Below are 15,799 nucleotides of genomic sequence, written 5' to 3'. Positions count from 1 at the left end.
AGTCTGTAATTATCTAGGAAATCTGGAATAATTGATTTTGTGTTTTTTCAATTATAAATTGTTTCTAGACTTATTTGTAAGAAGTAAGATTTGATCAACATATCTTATGATCTCAATTTCAAACTATTAATTATTATGTAATTTTTTTTTCGACCAATGACATAACAGCATAGGTGAAGGTATATTACAAGTCTTGTATATAATTCTATTCGACTAAAAATTATATTAATAAACATTGTAATATATGATATTGTTGAAAATTCAATAATTAAATGTCTTTAATTTCATAATAAACCAGAGTTTAACAATCTATTATTACTTTTCTTTTGAGTTTAACACTATGCTAACATGAGGATTGATGAATAGCCGCTACATTGTTCGAGTTAGGAATTAGTCAGATTTCTACAAGTAATAATACGTAACTCAAAAAAAAGTCAGTAATGAAAAAATTCAATCTGTTTACAACCTGCATAGCTGCGGCCATGCTGTTGTTTGCAACTCAATCCAGTGCTCAACTACAAACACCAGAAGCAAGTCAACGCGCAACAGTTTCTCAACGAGTGGGAATAACTGATATTACCATAGACTACGGTAGACCAAGTGTTAAAGAACGTGAAATATGGGGTAAATTAGTACCATATGGTTTTAATGATCTAGGTTTTGGGACTTCGAAATCTGCTCCTTGGAGAGCGGGTGCTAATATGAATACTATTATAGAATTTTCGCATGATGTAAAAGTAGAAGGTAAAGATCTTAAAGCAGGAGAATACGGTTTACATATTGCATTGAAGGAAGATGGAAATGCAACGATTATCTTTTCGGCAAACACAAGTTCTTGGGGTAGCTATTTTTATGATGAAAAAGAAGATGTTTTACGAGTAGATGTAAAAACGAAAGAAACTGGACATACTGAGACATTGACCTATCTATTTCCGTCTTTTGAAGCAAACAGCACTGTAGCCGCATTACGATGGGAAAAAAAGGAGATCCCATTTAAAATAGAAGTAGATGTAAAAAACCTTGTAATGAAGGGGATTAAAAATGATCTTAGAAATACTAAAGGGTTTACACAAGCAACTTGGGATAATGCAGCAGGGTATGCATTTAATGCAGGTGATTTAGATCAAGCATTAGAGTGGGTTAATACATCAATTAGTGGTAGTTTTTTTAGTAAAGAAACTTTTGCTAACCTATCTCTTAAGTCTCAGATTTTGATGAAACAAGGTAAGACTGATAAAGCATTACCGCTTGTAGATAAGGCAGCTAAATTAGGTAGTGCTTCTCAAGTATTTCAATTAGGAACAGGACTTATCGGACAAGGGCAAAAAGAAAAAGCCTTAGCTATTCTAAAAAATAATGTTAAAAATAATAATGGAGCTTGGCCTTCAAATTTTGGTTTGGCAAGAGCATATTCTGCAAATGGAGATTATAAAAATGCAATTAAATCAATAAATGTTGCTATGACTAAAGCGCCAGAACGTTTTAAACCAAGATTAAGCGGAGCCTTAGAAAAACTTAAAAAAGGAGAAGATATAAATTAGGAGATTATATATACTACTAAATGTAAAGACCGTCTAAATCATATTAGACGGTCTTTGTATTTAATTTTAGATATACTTCAGTACTTTAATTTTTACATTATCTATTAAATAGGTGTATACTTTGTCTTAATTGGACAAACATAGTAGTATCCGGAGATATTATTTTTGATTAAGATTTAAAAATAAAATTTAAATAGTAATCATAAGATGATCAGAACAATTTTAACCACGTTAGTATTTATTTTTTCAATTCACTATGGCAATGCACAAAAAATAGATAAAAAAGATCTTTTAAAAAATTGGCACTTATATGCCTACAAGATTAAAAATAAGGAATATTCACCCTCAAAAAAGGAGAAAAACGACTATATCTTTTTTAAGGATGATATGACGTATACATCTTTATCAGAAGGAAAGAAAGAGTACGGCGCCTGGATATTTAATACTAATGGAGGGTATATAATGATGAATGATCAAAAAAAAGAGAAGGTAAAAGCCTATATCATTTCTTTGACATCCAAAACGTTAGTGTTACGTTTTGATATTGATGAAATTAGAGCATTAGAGGTTCATTATACTTCTATTTTATAAATCAGGTTTATGATAAAATTTACCTGTTGTATTTCGATATTTTTGATGTCTTCGATAATTTTTGCTCAGAAAGAAATTGTTTTAAAAACTGTTCCATTTCAAACAGAAGACTCATTGATATATATCAAAAAAGTTTTTGATACGAGAAAAGAAAAATATTTAGGACATAGTATTACTAGATCAGGAGAAAAGATTCCTTTTAAATTATCTCCTGATGCACCTACAGCGGTTCTAAATTTTACGAGGGCGTCTTTGTTACCTTCCAAAAATGCAAAACCGGTGTATATCGAAATTCAAAATTTAGATATACAACAATCTCAAATTAGTGTAAAAAATATACTTACAAGGGTTCATGTTAACTTGGTTTTTTATGAAAAAAAGAATAATAATTTACAGAAACTTTTTAATGTACGTCATTACGAAGACGAGGTCTTTGCCATAGCTAATGAGTCAAAAATATTTGAAACTCATGAAAAAAGAGTTAGAGCTGCATTAGAATATTGTGTTTTAAGTTTTATGAATAGGTACACAAAGAATATCAAGTCTAAAACCAATCTTTCATATAAACAAACAAATGCAAGCGATGTTTTTTATACCGAACCAGAAGTAAGACAAAGTGAATTAGGCAATTGGTATAACATAGTAACTTTTAAAAAGCGATATAGTAAACATATGGATGGATGGAAAATCAGTTATATAGGTTTTGCCGATAATGCCAAGGATTTTCTGATACCCTTTGTTATATCTTATGATCAATATAAAATAAAACCAGAATCACTACAAAGTAAAAGATATACATCTGTAGACGCATTTACACTTGGAGGAGGTTTTGATGGATATCTTAAAATAGGAAAAGGAGTATATGTTAACCTTAGTTTAAATATACCCGTAGGACTAGAAATGACTAAAGATGAGAATGATAAAAGACAGCATAATTTCCTTGTAGGAATAAGGTCATCACAAGGTATAAAAATAATTCCATGGCAGAATTTTGGAGTAGTATTAGGAGCAGGTCTTTTTCAACAAATACAAACCTCTAAAGTATATAGTAAGAATTTTGGTGTCGAACTGGAGTTAGGCATTAATTTTTGAGATAAGAATTTCTATTTAAAAGAATTACATCTAGGTAAAATAGATTTATTAGAACTAATTAAATCGTTAAAATTTGTATGATATCATAAAATGATGGGGTTATTCAGGGTCTTTTTTTATGTAAAAGAATGCAAAATTATTAATATCACAATAGTATTGTAGAAAGTAGTTTTAACAGCTTACGATTTTATGTTACATTAGTACATTACTGTATCTTTGTATACACCAAATTTATGTACATGAGTAAAGCTGTTTTTATTGCTACTATTGAACCCAATAGTGGTAAATCAATTGTTGTTTTAGGGATGATGCGTATGCTACTTGGTAAAATTGCTAAAGTAGGATATTTTAGACCTATTATTGATGACCCTGCCCAGGGAGAAGTAGATAATCATATTAATACCGTTATATCCCATTTTGAATTAGATATTAATTTCAAAAATGCATTTGCTTTTACCAGAAGTGAAGTTCTGCAGAAATACAATCAAGGTAAATCCGGAGAAATTATTGATGGAATTATTCGAAAGTATAAAAATCTTGAAGAAAAATTTGATTTTATATTAGTAGAAGGTACCGATTTTTCTGATGAGGGTAGTATTATAGAGTTCGATATTAATGTAGTCATAGCTAAGAATTTAGGTATTCCTGCGGTCATTGTGGCTAGTGGAGCTGACAAAAAAAATGATGAATTATTAGGGAACTTAAAACTAGCCTTTGATACATTTCATGGAAAAGATGTAGAGGTTTTAGCCCTTGTAGCTAATAAAGTAACTCCTGGATGTGAATTAGAATTAAAAGCAGATTTTAAAGAACATTTTGGCGAAAATGTAGATAGTATTGTTATTCCAAAAATAGACATGCTAAGTAATCCTACGATTAAGGAAATAGTGCACAAACTTGATGGAAATGTACTCTTCGGAAAAGAATTCTTGAATAACCAAGCAGGGAGTTTTGGAGTAGGGGCTATGCAATTACGAAACTATCTTACTCATTTAAAAGATAATAGTTTAGTCATTACACCTGGAGATCGTGCCGATATTATTTTAGGAGTTTTACAGGCTAATATTTCTGATAATTATCCAAAAATTTCAGGAATTATTCTTACCGGAGGTATTATTCCAGAAAAATCTATTTTGAAACTAATAGAAGGAGTCTCAATTTCGTTTCCTATTATATCCGTCCCAAGCGGAACATTTTCAATTACGAACCAAATAGGATCCATTAAGTCCAAGATTTACCTTGATAATGTTCAAAAGATAGATACTTCAATTAGTACCTTCGAAAGATATGTAAATGAAGACCGATTATCCGATAAGCTAATTACTTTTACTTCAGAAGGATTAACACCAAAAATGTTTCAATACAACCTTTTAAAAAGGGCATTACAACATAAAAAACATATTGTTCTTCCTGAAGGTTCAGATGAAAGAATCTTACGTGCTGTTTCTAGGTTGTTAGCTTCAGAAGTTGTTAAAATTACTTTGATAGGAGATGAACGAAAGATTAAAAATAAAGCAACGAAACTTGATATTTCGATAGATTTTGAAAAAGTGGCGATTATAAATCCAACCACATCTGTTCATTATGATGATTATGTACAGACATTTTATGAGCTAAGAAAACATAAAAATGTGAACTTGGATATGGCCAAAGATATGATGGCAGATGTATCCTATTTTGGAACAATGATGATCTATAAAGGGCATGCCGATGGAATGGTATCGGGTGCTGTACATACAACTCAACATACCATTCGACCAGCATTACAGTTTATAAAAACGAAACCTGGAGTAAAAGTAGTCTCATCGGTGTTTTTTATGTGTTTAGAGGATAGAGTATCCGTATTTGGAGATTGTGCTATAAACCCTAATCCTAATGCATTAGAGTTAGCTGAAATAGCTATTTCCTCTGCACAATCTGCAGCCGCTTTTGGTATAGAACCAAAGGTAGCCATGTTATCATATTCATCTGGCACATCGGGTAAAGGTGAAGATGTAGAAATTGTTAGGTCAGCAACAGAAATTGTTAAAGAAAAACATCCCGATCTTAAAATTGAAGGCCCTATACAATATGATGCTGCTGTTGATATGAGAGTAGGGCAAAGCAAACTACCAGATTCTGATGTGGCGGGCCAAGCAAGTGTTTTGATATTTCCGGATCTTAATACGGGAAATAATACCTATAAAGCAGTTCAAAGAGAAACTGGTGCATTGGCAATAGGGCCGATGTTACAAGGTTTAAATAAGCCTGTTAATGATTTAAGCCGAGGTTGTACAGTTGATGATGTTTATAATACAGTAATCATTACCGCAATACAGGCGCAAGGGTTGTAAATGTGATTAAAAATAATAAGCTGGATCATGATTTTGTGATTCTAAAGTAAATCTATGCAAATACTAGTATTAAATTCAGGAAGTTCATCTATAAAATTTCAATTGTTCAAAATGCCCGAAGCGTATGTTATTTGTTCGGGACTAGTAGAACGTATTGGTTTAGATAATGCAAAAATAAGTTATCAAGCCAAAGGTAGTACAATAGAAAAGGTTGATGAAATAAAAAACCATAAGCAAGGACTACAGCTTATTTCTAAATATCTAATGGATTCTAAAGTAGGGGTAATCCAATCATCTTCAGAAATTCAAGTGGTTGGACATAGAGTGGTTCATGGAGGAAGTACTTTTTCTAAGACTGTCGAAATTACCAATGAAGTAAAAGATAAAATAGAAAAACTCTCGGCATTAGCACCTTTACATAACCCTGCTAATCTTCAAGGTATTTTAGTAGCAGAAGATATTTTTTCGGTCGCTAAACAAGTAGCCGTATTTGATACCGCTTTTCATCAAACAATTCCTGTTGAAGCGTATAAGTATGCTATTCCGAATAGCTTATTAGAAGAAGATAATATTAGACTATATGGATTTCATGGGACCAGTCATAAGTATGTATCTCAAAAAGCAATAGCACATTTAAAAAAGGAAAACTCTACTATTATTACGATTCATCTTGGCAATGGTTGTAGTATGACTGCCGTTAAAAACGGAAAAAGTATTGATCATACCTTGGGATTTGCACCAATGAACGGATTAATAATGGGCACAAGGTCTGGAGATATTGATCCGGCAATAATTTTTTATATGGTGAATACTTTAGGATATACGTTAGATGAAGTTAATACTTTATTGCAAAAGGAAAGTGGTATGCTTGGATTAACAGGGTATAGCGATCTTAGAGATATACAGACTGAAGCTGAAAAAGGAAATTCAGAATGTATACTAGCGTTAAAGATGAATGCATATCGCATTAAGAAATTTATAGGCGCATATGCAACTGTAATGAACGGATTGGATGCAATCGTATTCACAGCAGGTATAGGTGAAAATTCTGATGTAATGCGAAGATTGGTTTGTGAAGATTTAGACTTTTTTGGAATTAAATTAGACGATAAAAAAAATGTAATCAGATCTAAAGAAGTACGAGATATAAGTTCATCTACTTCAAAAGTAAATATATTGGTTATTCCTACTAATGAAGAGTTAGAAATTGCTCGACAATCTTGGGAATTACTTTCTTAAAAAAAGCATATAAATTAGGCGAACCATGAATTTATGATTCGCCTAAATGTAGTAGTGTGTTGTTATAGTACTCTATATGTAATTATTGTTTTATAGCTTTAAGCGTGGCATAATTGCCTGTATCATCTGAAACTTGTACAAAATAAATACCGTTTGTAATTGAATTGGTAGGTATGGTGACGGTATTATTTTTTTGAAAAGATGCTTCTTGAACGATTTCACCTTTGTAATCTATAATTTTGACCAGTACATCTGACGTTGAATTTTCGGTAAATCTAAGATTTACATTTGAGTCAAATGTATTTGGATAAAGAGAAACGAAGTTCTTAAATGATTTTTTAGGTTCAGAAACTGTTGTGGTGTTTTTATAGGTTCTAACTGCACCCACATTTGCAAAACTAGAATTTCTGTATCCTTCAGCCGCTACAACCAATAAAGATCCTGAATCATTAAGACGAACTCTATTACCTAAAAATTCGTTTTCTTGTGTACCCCGTATTTCTTGTATTAATTTCCAATTACCATTGGTATTCACTTTTGGCGAAATTTCATTTTGTTTCGATAATTGATAAAGATATGCACTACCAATATCAAATATAAAGTCATCGTCATTTATCGTACGTATGTCCCCAATTGCAAGTACAGAACCATCATTAGAAATATCTAGACCTACACCAAAATTTTGTACAAAACTAAATGGAAGATTTTGTAATAATTGTCCGACTTGTTTGAAACCGTTTTTAGAGATCTCATAGACTTCTACGTAGCTTCTAGAAAAATTGTTTGAATAAGCAGATATGGCAAGCCTTCTTCCATCTCCAGTAATTGCAACATTAGCTCCGAATTGCCCAAAATCAAATTTACCAGGTATGGGCTTCCTATCTGTCTCCAAGATCCACGGATATTACGGTAGATTTCTACTGTTCCATTTCCTGTAAATGCTTGAGCGATGCCAACTACAAGCGTATTTCCGTCATCACTTAGATCTAATGATGATCCAAAAAAACTGTCGTCTTTGTCCTCTCTATTTCCCAATTCATCTCCAATTTGTTGCCAATTTCCATTTTGAAAACCAAATACTTTTGCCGCCCCCGTAGCGATTGTTGGGTCACTAGTGGCTATAACAAGTCCGTTTCCATTCATGGCTACAGCTTTTCCAAAAAACTCTCCTTGTACAGAAGTGTCATTGATAATATCGTTTCCCATTTTAACCCAATCTCCATTTTGATTTTCATATACTTGAATCTTTCCTAAAGTAGAGTTCGGTCGAGTAGTACCTATAACCAAGCGTTTTCCATTATCACTTATTGCTAGTGCCCTACCAAATTGCTCTGGAAATTCTGTAAAATCATTAAAGATTTGTGTAGTTTGGATCCATTGATTTCCATCACGTTGATAAATAGTTACAGGATTTGGAGCAGTTACCGAAAACCTTGGTGAATCTCCAACGGCCATAACTTGTCCATTATCACTTAATGCTATTTCTATTCCAAAAAATCCCCCGTTTACTGCACCTTCAAGTGTGGTGCCTACTTGTTCCCACTGTGAATACGTAATTTGTGTGACTAATAATGTAATTAAAAAGAAAAATTGTTTCATTTTTTAGGTTTTAAGAGTTAATGTGAATTTATATATATAAAACAACTAGTAACTTCTTTTATACCCTATTTAGAAAACAATATTTAAGAATATATTAACGTAATGCGTTGATATTTAATTGATTTGTGTTGTCTGTGTATTTAGCAGGAGTATCTTTATTATCTAAATAATGGATGAACAATGAGATAATTATACTAAGATTTAGATGGAGTAAGCGTATACAATATTTTCGATTATATTTTATTGTGTAAAGCAAAAGCGGGCAGTACCCGCTTTTGAACATTTTATATGTATCGTTCTTAATAGAAAATACATCCTCCATATGGAAGACAACGGCCTGGCTCGCAAAAACTTCCTCCAGGAAAGCTAACAAGGCATCCTCTTCCTGAAGGACAGCATCCTATTCCAATAGCTCCTTTGATTTGTTGTTTTTGTTTTTTAGAAAGTACTTCTACTCCTTTTAATGCTAAGATTTTTTTCATTGTATGTGTATTAAAAATTAATATTAGAATCTCAAAAATGTATTGTCAATCTAAGAATTAGTATAAAATTTTAGAAAAATAAGGAATATCATTTTAGGGATTATGCCCAGGTACATCGCCCGTTATTGCAATATCCAAAGTCACACCATTCTTGCCCATTCGGAAGTCGAACACAGCACATATTTGTTCCTTTGCAATAAGGTCTATTAAAACCTTTTCCTTTAATTTTTTCTTGTTCAAGTTTAGATAACTTTTGAACACCAGAAAGATTTAAGATTTTTTTCATTTTAGTGATAAATTTTAAGAGTTAGACATATAGACTGCATATAGCTTCGTTGAGCATACAGTACCTTTAAATTTATCAGAATATCCTCTGGTTTGCAAGGCTCTGTTCTTTAGATTTATAAATTTAAAGAACTAATAATAAGAGATAAAGTACTGTTATTTCTACGTTTTTTAGAGTTTTTCAAAATTAGCTACGTCTTGAAATTATACTAATTATATAGAATTAGTAAAGGATAAAAGTAGGGGAGTTTAAAGTTCCTTTCTTTTGTATTTTTTTAATAAAAAATACAACCTCCACCATATTGTCTGCAATGTCCGGGTTCACAAAAGCTAGCTCCTCCAGGAAGGCTGATACGGCAATCTCTGCCTCCACCTCTTGGATTAGGGTGACAACATGAAATATGTCCTATTCTTCCTTTGATTTGTTTTTGCTGTGTTTTACTTAATTCTTGTACTCCTGTTAATTTTAAGATTTTTTTCATTACGTAAATATTTATAGTTAGTAAAATTAGCATGAAAACAAGCAAGGCATCTTTTGATAGATGCCTTGTTGATGTTAGTTCTTAATTCTTATAATTTTCTAACCCAAATAAATTATCGCTGTGGTTTTTTATTTAGATAGTGGTTTTTATAAGTATTAAGATTTTGTGGTGTGTTTACTATATTTATGTTGGTGTTTAAATTTAAAGTTTAATAAAATATACATCTGCCATAGCCATAACACCTTCCCTGTTCGCAGTACCCAGCTATGATACAACCTCTGCCGCTTGGGCAACATGTACCCCTGTAAGAAGCTCCTTTTATAAGGCTTTGATTTTCTCTAGAAAGCTTTTTAACACCTTGCAGCTTTAATATTTTATTCATTTGTGAGACTCTTTTAGTTAGCCCTTAAATTTAGTTTAAATTATTGGAAATCAGTTGACTAAAAACCGCATAATTTGTATGGTATTCAAGGATTTTTATAAGGACTTTTAGGATAAATAATAATTAATACTTTAGTGGTAATTAATTGATACTATGAAAGAAAAAACAGTAACAGAAGCTATAGCGTATAGAAGATCTGTTCGTGTGTTTAAGCATGATAAAGAAATAGATTCGGAAAAAGTAAAGGATTGCATAAAAAATGCCACACTGTCTGCAACCAGTAGTAATATGCAATTATGGGAATTTTATCATATTACAAATTCAGAGGTACTAGAGAAAATGACTAAAGCATGTCTAGGGCAGAATGCTGTTAAAACAGCAAAACAATTGGTGGTAGTTGTTGTTAGAAAAGACTTATGGCGAAAAAGAAGAGTCTCAAACATTGAATTTTTAAAACAATTGTTTGGAAACAAACCAGTTGAACAATATACTAAAAGAGAGAAATTTGCGATAAATTACTATCAAAAGTTAATTCCGACTATATATTTTGATTTTTTAGGAATATTAGGATGATTAAAGTACATTATATTTTGGTGCTTGGGGTTATTTAAACCAATATACAGACAGGTGCGCCAGAGTGATATGCGAATAGTGGCACATAAAAGTGCTGGATTAGCAGCGCAGAATTTTATGATCAGCATGGCAGCAATAAATTATGATACCTGCCCAATGGAAGGTTCTGATACCATATTGATTAAAAAGATTTTAGATCTACCAATAGGAGCAGAAATAAATATGGTTATCGGTTGCGGAGTACGAGATGAGAAAGGAATCTATGCTCCGCAGTTTAGAATTCCTTTTGAAGAGGTGTATTTTGAAATCTAAATTTGATAAAATTGTAAGAAATAACTTGTTAACATATTTTTTTATATGTATTTTGTTGATAATCAAAACGTTAAGTCTTTTTTGACTCTTAAAAAACTGATTATCAACATACCAAGTAACTATTTGATAACATTTTAGGCTAGTATGTTTATAGAAATAATTTTAGTTTCGAATCCATATTTTAAATTATAAGATTACTAACTCACAACACAATGAAAAAATTTACCTTATTGGCATTACTTATATCTGTAATTGGATATAGTCAGATTCCCGCATATTATAATGATGTAAATCTTACGCTCTCTGGTGATGCCTTAAAAAACGAACTCAGTAATAAAGTTATCAATACACATACAACCTTTATTAGTTATACGCCAGGAGTTTGGGATGCATTAAAACAAGCAGATTTAGATCCAAACGATCCCTCTAAGGTAATTCTTGTTTATGGATATGATGATACCGACGGAAACTTAACAACCGATAGAACTCGAGGAGTAGATAATAATGGTGGTGGCTCTACAGATTGGAATAGAGAACATACCTATCCGAGATCATTAGGTAATCCTAACTTAGGTTCAAGTGGTCCAGGTTCTGATGCGCATCATTTGCGTCCGGCAGATGTACAACGAAATTCTAATAGAGGAAATAGAAAATTTGCTGACGGCTTTGGAAATTCAGGAACTACTGCTCAAGGACATTGGTATCCTGGAGATGAATGGAAAGGTGATATAGCTCGTATGATGATGTACATGTACATTCATTATGATAATCGTTGCTTACCAACAAATGTTGGCGTGGGAGCAGCTGCTACTAGTGATGCTAATATGCTTCAGTTGTTTTTAGAATGGAATGCAGAGGATCCGGTTTCTCAATTAGAATTGCAACGTAATCCTATCCTTGAAGGAATACAAGGTAATAGAAATCCGTTTATTGATAACCCTGCTTTTGCAACCCAAATATGGGGAGGACCTCAGGCTGAGGATCGATTTGGAAATACAGGTGGAGGAACAGATACAACAGCACCAAGTATACCTTCAAATTTAATAGCTAGTAATACAACAGATACTTCAACCAACCTTTCATGGAACCCATCTACTGATAATGTAGCAGTAACTGGGTATGATATATATAGAAATGGAACATTATTAAATACTACTAATGCAACCAGTTTTGCTATCATGGGTTTGACAGCAAACACTACATATGCATTTTCTGTAAGAGCTAAAGATGCAGCAGGAAACATTTCGGCTTTAAGCTCAAATTTAAATGTTACAACACAGGATAATACCTCTGGAGGTGGTGCAGCAACTGCATTATTTTTTTCTGAGTATGTCGAAGGATCTTCAAATAATAAGGCTTTAGAAATAGCTAATTATACAGGAGCATCTATAAATCTATCAGGATATTCAATTAAAAGACAAACAAATGGTTCAGGAGCATGGTCACCAGGACTTGCATTATCGGGAACAATTTCAAATAATGATGTATTTCTAATAGCTAATAGTTCTGCTACAAATGCTATACAAAATATAGCAGATATAAGTTCTGGATCATCTGTAATGACTTTTAACGGTAATGACCCTGTAGGATTGTTTAAAAATGATGTATTAATTGATATTGTAGGTATATTTAATGGTGGGTCGTCAAACTTTGCTAAGGATAGAACGCTTAGAAGAAAAGAAAATGTATCTTCTCCAAATACTACATATACAACATCAGAATGGGATACTTTTCCTCAAAATACATTTGATGATTTGGGAAAGCACAGTTTTAATGGAGGAAATACTCAAACTGATACAGAATCACCTTCGGTACCTAGTAATTTAAATGCCTCTAGTATAACTCAGACAAGTACAATACTATCATGGAATGCAGCTACTGATAATGTAGGAGTTACCGCATACAATGTATATAGAAATGGATCATTATTGACCACCGTAACAAATACAAGTTATACCGTTACGGGACTAAGCGCTGGAACTACATATGGTTTTGTAGTAGCTGCAGTAGACGCGGCAGGAAATTCTTCTGCAAATAGCAATGTTTTAAATGTAACTACTTTGGATGTTGTTGTTTCTTATTGCTCCTCGAAAGGAAATACAGTCAATTATGAGTTTATAGATTTTGTAGGTATAGGAGGTATCTCTAATGTAACTTCTGCTAATGGTGGATATGGCGATTTTACATCACAAGTTGGTAACCTTTCTTATGGCTCAAATACTATTGTATTAAGCGTTGGATTTGTTAGCGCTTCTTATACCGAACATTGGGGCGTTTGGGTTGACTACAATAAAAATGGAACATTTGAAACATCAGAAAAAGTAGTCACTGGTGCTACTTCGAATTCTGGTAATCTATCATATTCTTTTGATATACCATCAAGTGCGCAATCAGGAACAACTAGAATGAGAGTTTCTATGAAATGGAATGGACCAGCAACACCATGCGAAACCTTTGGTTATGGGGAAGTAGAAGATTATACAGTTAATATTGGCACATCTACAGCTAAAACTACAACAGAAATACAAATCGATGGCAGATTAGGAAATGAGGAGAAAGTGTTTTCTGCAAAAGTATATCCTAATCCTGCTACACAATTTATCCAACTTAGGGTAAGAGATGATCGCACGACCAATTTTACGTTAACAGATACGCAAGGTAAAGTAATAAAATCAGGAGTAGTAACTCAAAATAGGATATCGCTAGACGGATTAGTATCCGGTCTTTATTTTGTAAAAATATCAGACGGTAACCGTAGTATTTCAGAAAAAATAGTGATCAAATAAGAGACTCCTTTTTATAATTATAAAATAGCCCTGTATAGACAGGGCTATTTTTTTGGGGTATGATAGACTTGTGTAATTCGTAATGTTTAAAATGTAATTACTTATCTTGTAGAGGAATTACTAACACAAATTCACGGGGATGTCTAATTTTACGCTATCAAAACTGCACCTTAAAAAAGAGGGGCCTACTATTCTTTTTCTGTTTATTGTATTGATCGGAATACTTCCGGCCGTAGAAGATTATTCTCTTTTTGCAGTGTTTGGCTTTTCAATAACAAGTTTTCAAGTGCATGAAGAGTTTAAACTATTGTATGCAATCCCATTATACCTTATTCCTATTGGATTAATTTTAGTGATGGGCGGAAAGAATTACTACCGCATATTAGGCTTATTACCAGTGTTTTTTGCAGCATATGTACATTTAATAGCAAATGCTGATGAGGTTGCATTAGAGAAATATGAAGCTCTTATTGGAATTTTACATTTTTTATGCTATAAAATTGCTTTTCTTTATTTTATTGTAAAAGGTAGACTACGTTCTTTGCCTTTTATTTTAATCTTGATTTTAATTTGGTCAGTTTTAGATATTCAACATCTTATTTTGTTTTTTACATATACTGTGTTAGTTCGATTTTTGTATTTGGCTATTATACAAAATATTGTAGTTTTTAAAGAAACTGGTCTAACTAGAATAGGAAATCTCGTATTAAAATCTTTTCTATACTGGTCACCCTTGTTAATTTTTATTATTCCGGGAGCTATACTCAATAGTAAAATGAATAAGGCTTCGATCGATAAGATTTATGATAACACTTTTATAGAAACTACTAATGATGAGCGAAAGTATAAAAGGGATCAGTTTGAGAAAGATTTAAAATTTTCTCTTGAGGCAGAGGTAATCTGTATGCAAGAATCGATACAAAATGGGACATTACAAATGACCAAAGTGGTTGCAAATAAAACCGATAAGCTACCTCAAGAAGTATCGCAAATCTATAAAGGAATATTTAAACCGACTTTACCCGAAATGGCACCAGTTTTCAAAGAAGAAGATTGCGGGTTTTGGGGGAAATTAAATTTTCCTTGTCAGGCAAAAAATAGCGCAAAAAGAAGCGTAAATGAATCATATTATACTCAAAGAAGTGAGATGCTTACTAGTTTAATAGGTCAAGTAGAAAAATCAGTAAATGGAACTCAAGAAGAAGTACAAGCGTCTACCGCGCAGATAAATGAAACTTTAAAGAATCAAGTAGATACTGTGATAAGTAGATTAAAATTTACTATTCAGTCTTCTTTTGATATGATTACATTTATAAACTTACTATTAGATATTGCCTTTGCTTTTTTAATATTGAAAAGTTTCTTGTATGTGTTTTCACGTGTCGCGTTTTCGTCTGATGATGAAAACTATGTTACATTACTATCTTCGAGTTCAAATACCTCTAAGGGTATTTTAAATAGGTTAGGAAATCAATTTTCTATAGATCCTAAAAATACAAAAGAGGACTATTATATATCGCGATCTTTTGAACCAGGAGGAAGAGCTCCAAAATTTTCCCTTCCTCAATGGAGATCCGCTATTTTGGCTCGTGTTTTTACTAGAAACTATGCTATGAATAAAGTGGTTATGAACTCTAAGCCAGAAGAAGTTCATTTTAAAGCAATGGGTAGTCATGAATTTGTTGAATGGGAAATTAAGGAAGGAGAGGAAGTCGTTTTTCATTTTAAAAATTTTGTTGGGATGAGTGACGGAATTAAAATCGCTGCAGTAGTTAGTCTTAGATTAACATCGTTGTTATTTGGCCGCGTGATTTTTACTACAGCTAAAGGTCCTGGTAAACTGATATTACTTACAAAAGGAGAACCTATTACCACAGGTCAGACAGAAGCCAATACTAGTATAGCCACTAGCCGAATTTTAGCCTGGCAAAAGAATACTAGATTTAATGTAGAATCCGAATTAAACTTGGTAGATGTTTTTATGAGTGGAATCTATCTTAAGAAGAAAGATGATGATTTGATTTTAATTGATGCAGATGTTAAAGGGCCAGCAAAGAATGGAATTGTTAGATTTATTAAAAATTTTATATTGCCTGTATAGT

At 32.3% G+C, this 15,799-nt stretch carries 14 protein-coding genes; 9 read left to right on the top strand and 5 right to left on the bottom strand.

The annotated features are described in order from the left end of the window. Positions 1 to 440: 440 nt before the first annotated feature. The 5 genes from AWE51_RS10065 to AWE51_RS10045 all read left to right on the top strand — a co-directional run bounded on the left by AWE51_RS10065 (position 441) and on the right by AWE51_RS10045 (position 6,796). On the top strand, positions 441 to 1,541 hold the full coding sequence (locus tag AWE51_RS10065) for a DUF2911 domain-containing protein (RefSeq protein WP_066312989.1): 1,101 nt from the start codon (positions 441 to 443) through the stop codon (positions 1,539 to 1,541). A gap of 207 nt (positions 1,542 to 1,748) precedes the next feature. Beyond that, entirely contained in the window at positions 1,749 to 2,132 is a 384-nt protein-coding gene (locus AWE51_RS10060) for a lipocalin family protein (protein ID WP_066312986.1), read from the top strand. 9 nt (positions 2,133 to 2,141) lie between these two features. Then, positions 2,142 to 3,224: a hypothetical protein gene (locus AWE51_RS10055; RefSeq protein ID WP_066312982.1), complete on the top strand. Its 1,083-nt coding sequence runs from the start codon at positions 2,142 to 2,144 to the stop codon at positions 3,222 to 3,224. Positions 3,225 to 3,463: 239 nt separating this feature from the next. Further along, positions 3,464 to 5,557 (top strand): phosphate acetyltransferase, encoded by a 2,094-nt coding sequence (gene pta, locus AWE51_RS10050; protein ID WP_066312977.1) that lies wholly within the window; start codon positions 3,464 to 3,466, stop codon positions 5,555 to 5,557. Positions 5,558 to 5,611: 54 nt separating this feature from the next. Next, complete coding sequence (locus AWE51_RS10045) at positions 5,612 to 6,796, top strand: acetate/propionate family kinase (protein WP_066312975.1); 1,185 nt, start codon at positions 5,612 to 5,614, stop codon at positions 6,794 to 6,796. An 82-nt stretch (positions 6,797 to 6,878) separates the two neighbouring features. Here AWE51_RS10045 and AWE51_RS26995 read toward each other — a convergent pair whose 3' ends face one another. The 5 genes from AWE51_RS26995 to AWE51_RS10025 all read right to left on the bottom strand — a co-directional run bounded on the left by AWE51_RS26995 (position 6,879) and on the right by AWE51_RS10025 (position 9,644). After that, a complete protein-coding gene (locus AWE51_RS26995) occupies positions 6,879 to 7,184 on the bottom strand; it encodes a T9SS type A sorting domain-containing protein (protein ID WP_232517375.1) in 306 nt (101 codons plus the stop codon). A gap of 371 nt (positions 7,185 to 7,555) precedes the next feature. Next, complete coding sequence (locus AWE51_RS26990; protein WP_066312972.1) at positions 7,556 to 8,395, bottom strand: Kelch repeat-containing protein; 840 nt, start codon at positions 8,393 to 8,395, stop codon at positions 7,556 to 7,558. Between the two features lie 299 nt (positions 8,396 to 8,694). Then, positions 8,695 to 8,877 carry a hypothetical protein gene (locus AWE51_RS10035; RefSeq protein WP_066312969.1) on the bottom strand — a complete coding sequence of 61 codons (183 nt, stop codon included), beginning with the start codon at positions 8,875 to 8,877 and terminating at the stop codon, positions 8,695 to 8,697. A gap of 100 nt (positions 8,878 to 8,977) precedes the next feature. Continuing rightward, entirely contained in the window at positions 8,978 to 9,163 is a 186-nt protein-coding gene (locus tag AWE51_RS10030) for a hypothetical protein (protein WP_066312967.1), read from the bottom strand. A gap of 274 nt (positions 9,164 to 9,437) precedes the next feature. Further along, positions 9,438 to 9,644, bottom strand: a complete 207-nt coding sequence (locus AWE51_RS10025; protein WP_066312962.1) for a hypothetical protein — start codon at positions 9,642 to 9,644, stop codon at positions 9,438 to 9,440. Positions 9,645 to 10,179: 535 nt separating this feature from the next. Between AWE51_RS10025 and AWE51_RS27180 the strand changes: the two genes are divergently transcribed. The 4 genes from AWE51_RS27180 to AWE51_RS10010 all read left to right on the top strand — a co-directional run bounded on the left by AWE51_RS27180 (position 10,180) and on the right by AWE51_RS10010 (position 15,798). Further along, positions 10,180 to 10,599 (top strand): nitroreductase family protein, encoded by a 420-nt coding sequence (locus tag AWE51_RS27180; RefSeq protein WP_317041827.1) that lies wholly within the window; start codon positions 10,180 to 10,182, stop codon positions 10,597 to 10,599. 24 nt (positions 10,600 to 10,623) lie between these two features. Continuing rightward, positions 10,624 to 10,911: a nitroreductase family protein gene (locus AWE51_RS27175; protein WP_317041826.1), complete on the top strand. Its 288-nt coding sequence runs from the start codon at positions 10,624 to 10,626 to the stop codon at positions 10,909 to 10,911. A 212-nt stretch (positions 10,912 to 11,123) separates the two neighbouring features. Continuing rightward, a complete protein-coding gene (locus AWE51_RS10015; protein ID WP_066312959.1) occupies positions 11,124 to 13,697 on the top strand; it encodes an endonuclease in 2,574 nt (857 codons plus the stop codon). 139 nt (positions 13,698 to 13,836) lie between these two features. After that, positions 13,837 to 15,798, top strand: coding sequence for an AIM24 family protein (locus AWE51_RS10010; RefSeq protein ID WP_066312956.1), 1,962 nt, complete (start codon positions 13,837 to 13,839; stop codon positions 15,796 to 15,798). The last annotated feature ends 1 nt before the right edge of the window (position 15,799 follow it).

Origin of the sequence: Aquimarina aggregata (genome assembly GCF_001632745.1) — a bacterium.
Lineage (GTDB): Bacteria > Bacteroidota > Bacteroidia > Flavobacteriales > Flavobacteriaceae > Aquimarina > Aquimarina aggregata.
This window is presented reverse-complemented; position numbering and strand designations above follow the sequence as displayed.

Bases quoted from the DNA above. Each gene is read 5' to 3' on its own strand.
- AWE51_RS10065 (WP_066312989.1), top strand. From the start codon at position 441: ATGAAAAAATTCAATCTGTTTACAACCTGCATAGCTGCGGCCATGCTG.
- AWE51_RS10060 (WP_066312986.1), top strand. From the start codon at position 1,749: ATGATCAGAACAATTTTAACCACGTTAGTATTTATTTTTTCAATTCAC.
- AWE51_RS10025 (WP_066312962.1), bottom strand. From the start codon at position 9,644: ATGAAAAAAATCTTAAAATTAACAGGAGTACAAGAATTAAGTAAAACA.
- AWE51_RS27180 (WP_317041827.1), top strand. From the start codon at position 10,180: ATGAAAGAAAAAACAGTAACAGAAGCTATAGCGTATAGAAGATCTGTT.
- AWE51_RS26990 (WP_066312972.1), bottom strand. From the start codon at position 8,395: ATGAAACAATTTTTCTTTTTAATTACATTATTAGTCACACAAATTACG.
- pta (WP_066312977.1), top strand. From the start codon at position 3,464: ATGAGTAAAGCTGTTTTTATTGCTACTATTGAACCCAATAGTGGTAAA.
- AWE51_RS10055 (WP_066312982.1), top strand. From the start codon at position 2,142: ATGATAAAATTTACCTGTTGTATTTCGATATTTTTGATGTCTTCGATA.
- AWE51_RS10035 (WP_066312969.1), bottom strand. From the start codon at position 8,877: ATGAAAAAAATCTTAGCATTAAAAGGAGTAGAAGTACTTTCTAAAAAA.
- AWE51_RS10030 (WP_066312967.1), bottom strand. From the start codon at position 9,163: ATGAAAAAAATCTTAAATCTTTCTGGTGTTCAAAAGTTATCTAAACTT.
- AWE51_RS10015 (WP_066312959.1), top strand. From the start codon at position 11,124: ATGAAAAAATTTACCTTATTGGCATTACTTATATCTGTAATTGGATAT.
- AWE51_RS10045 (WP_066312975.1), top strand. From the start codon at position 5,612: ATGCAAATACTAGTATTAAATTCAGGAAGTTCATCTATAAAATTTCAA.
- AWE51_RS10010 (WP_066312956.1), top strand. From the start codon at position 13,837: ATGTCTAATTTTACGCTATCAAAACTGCACCTTAAAAAAGAGGGGCCT.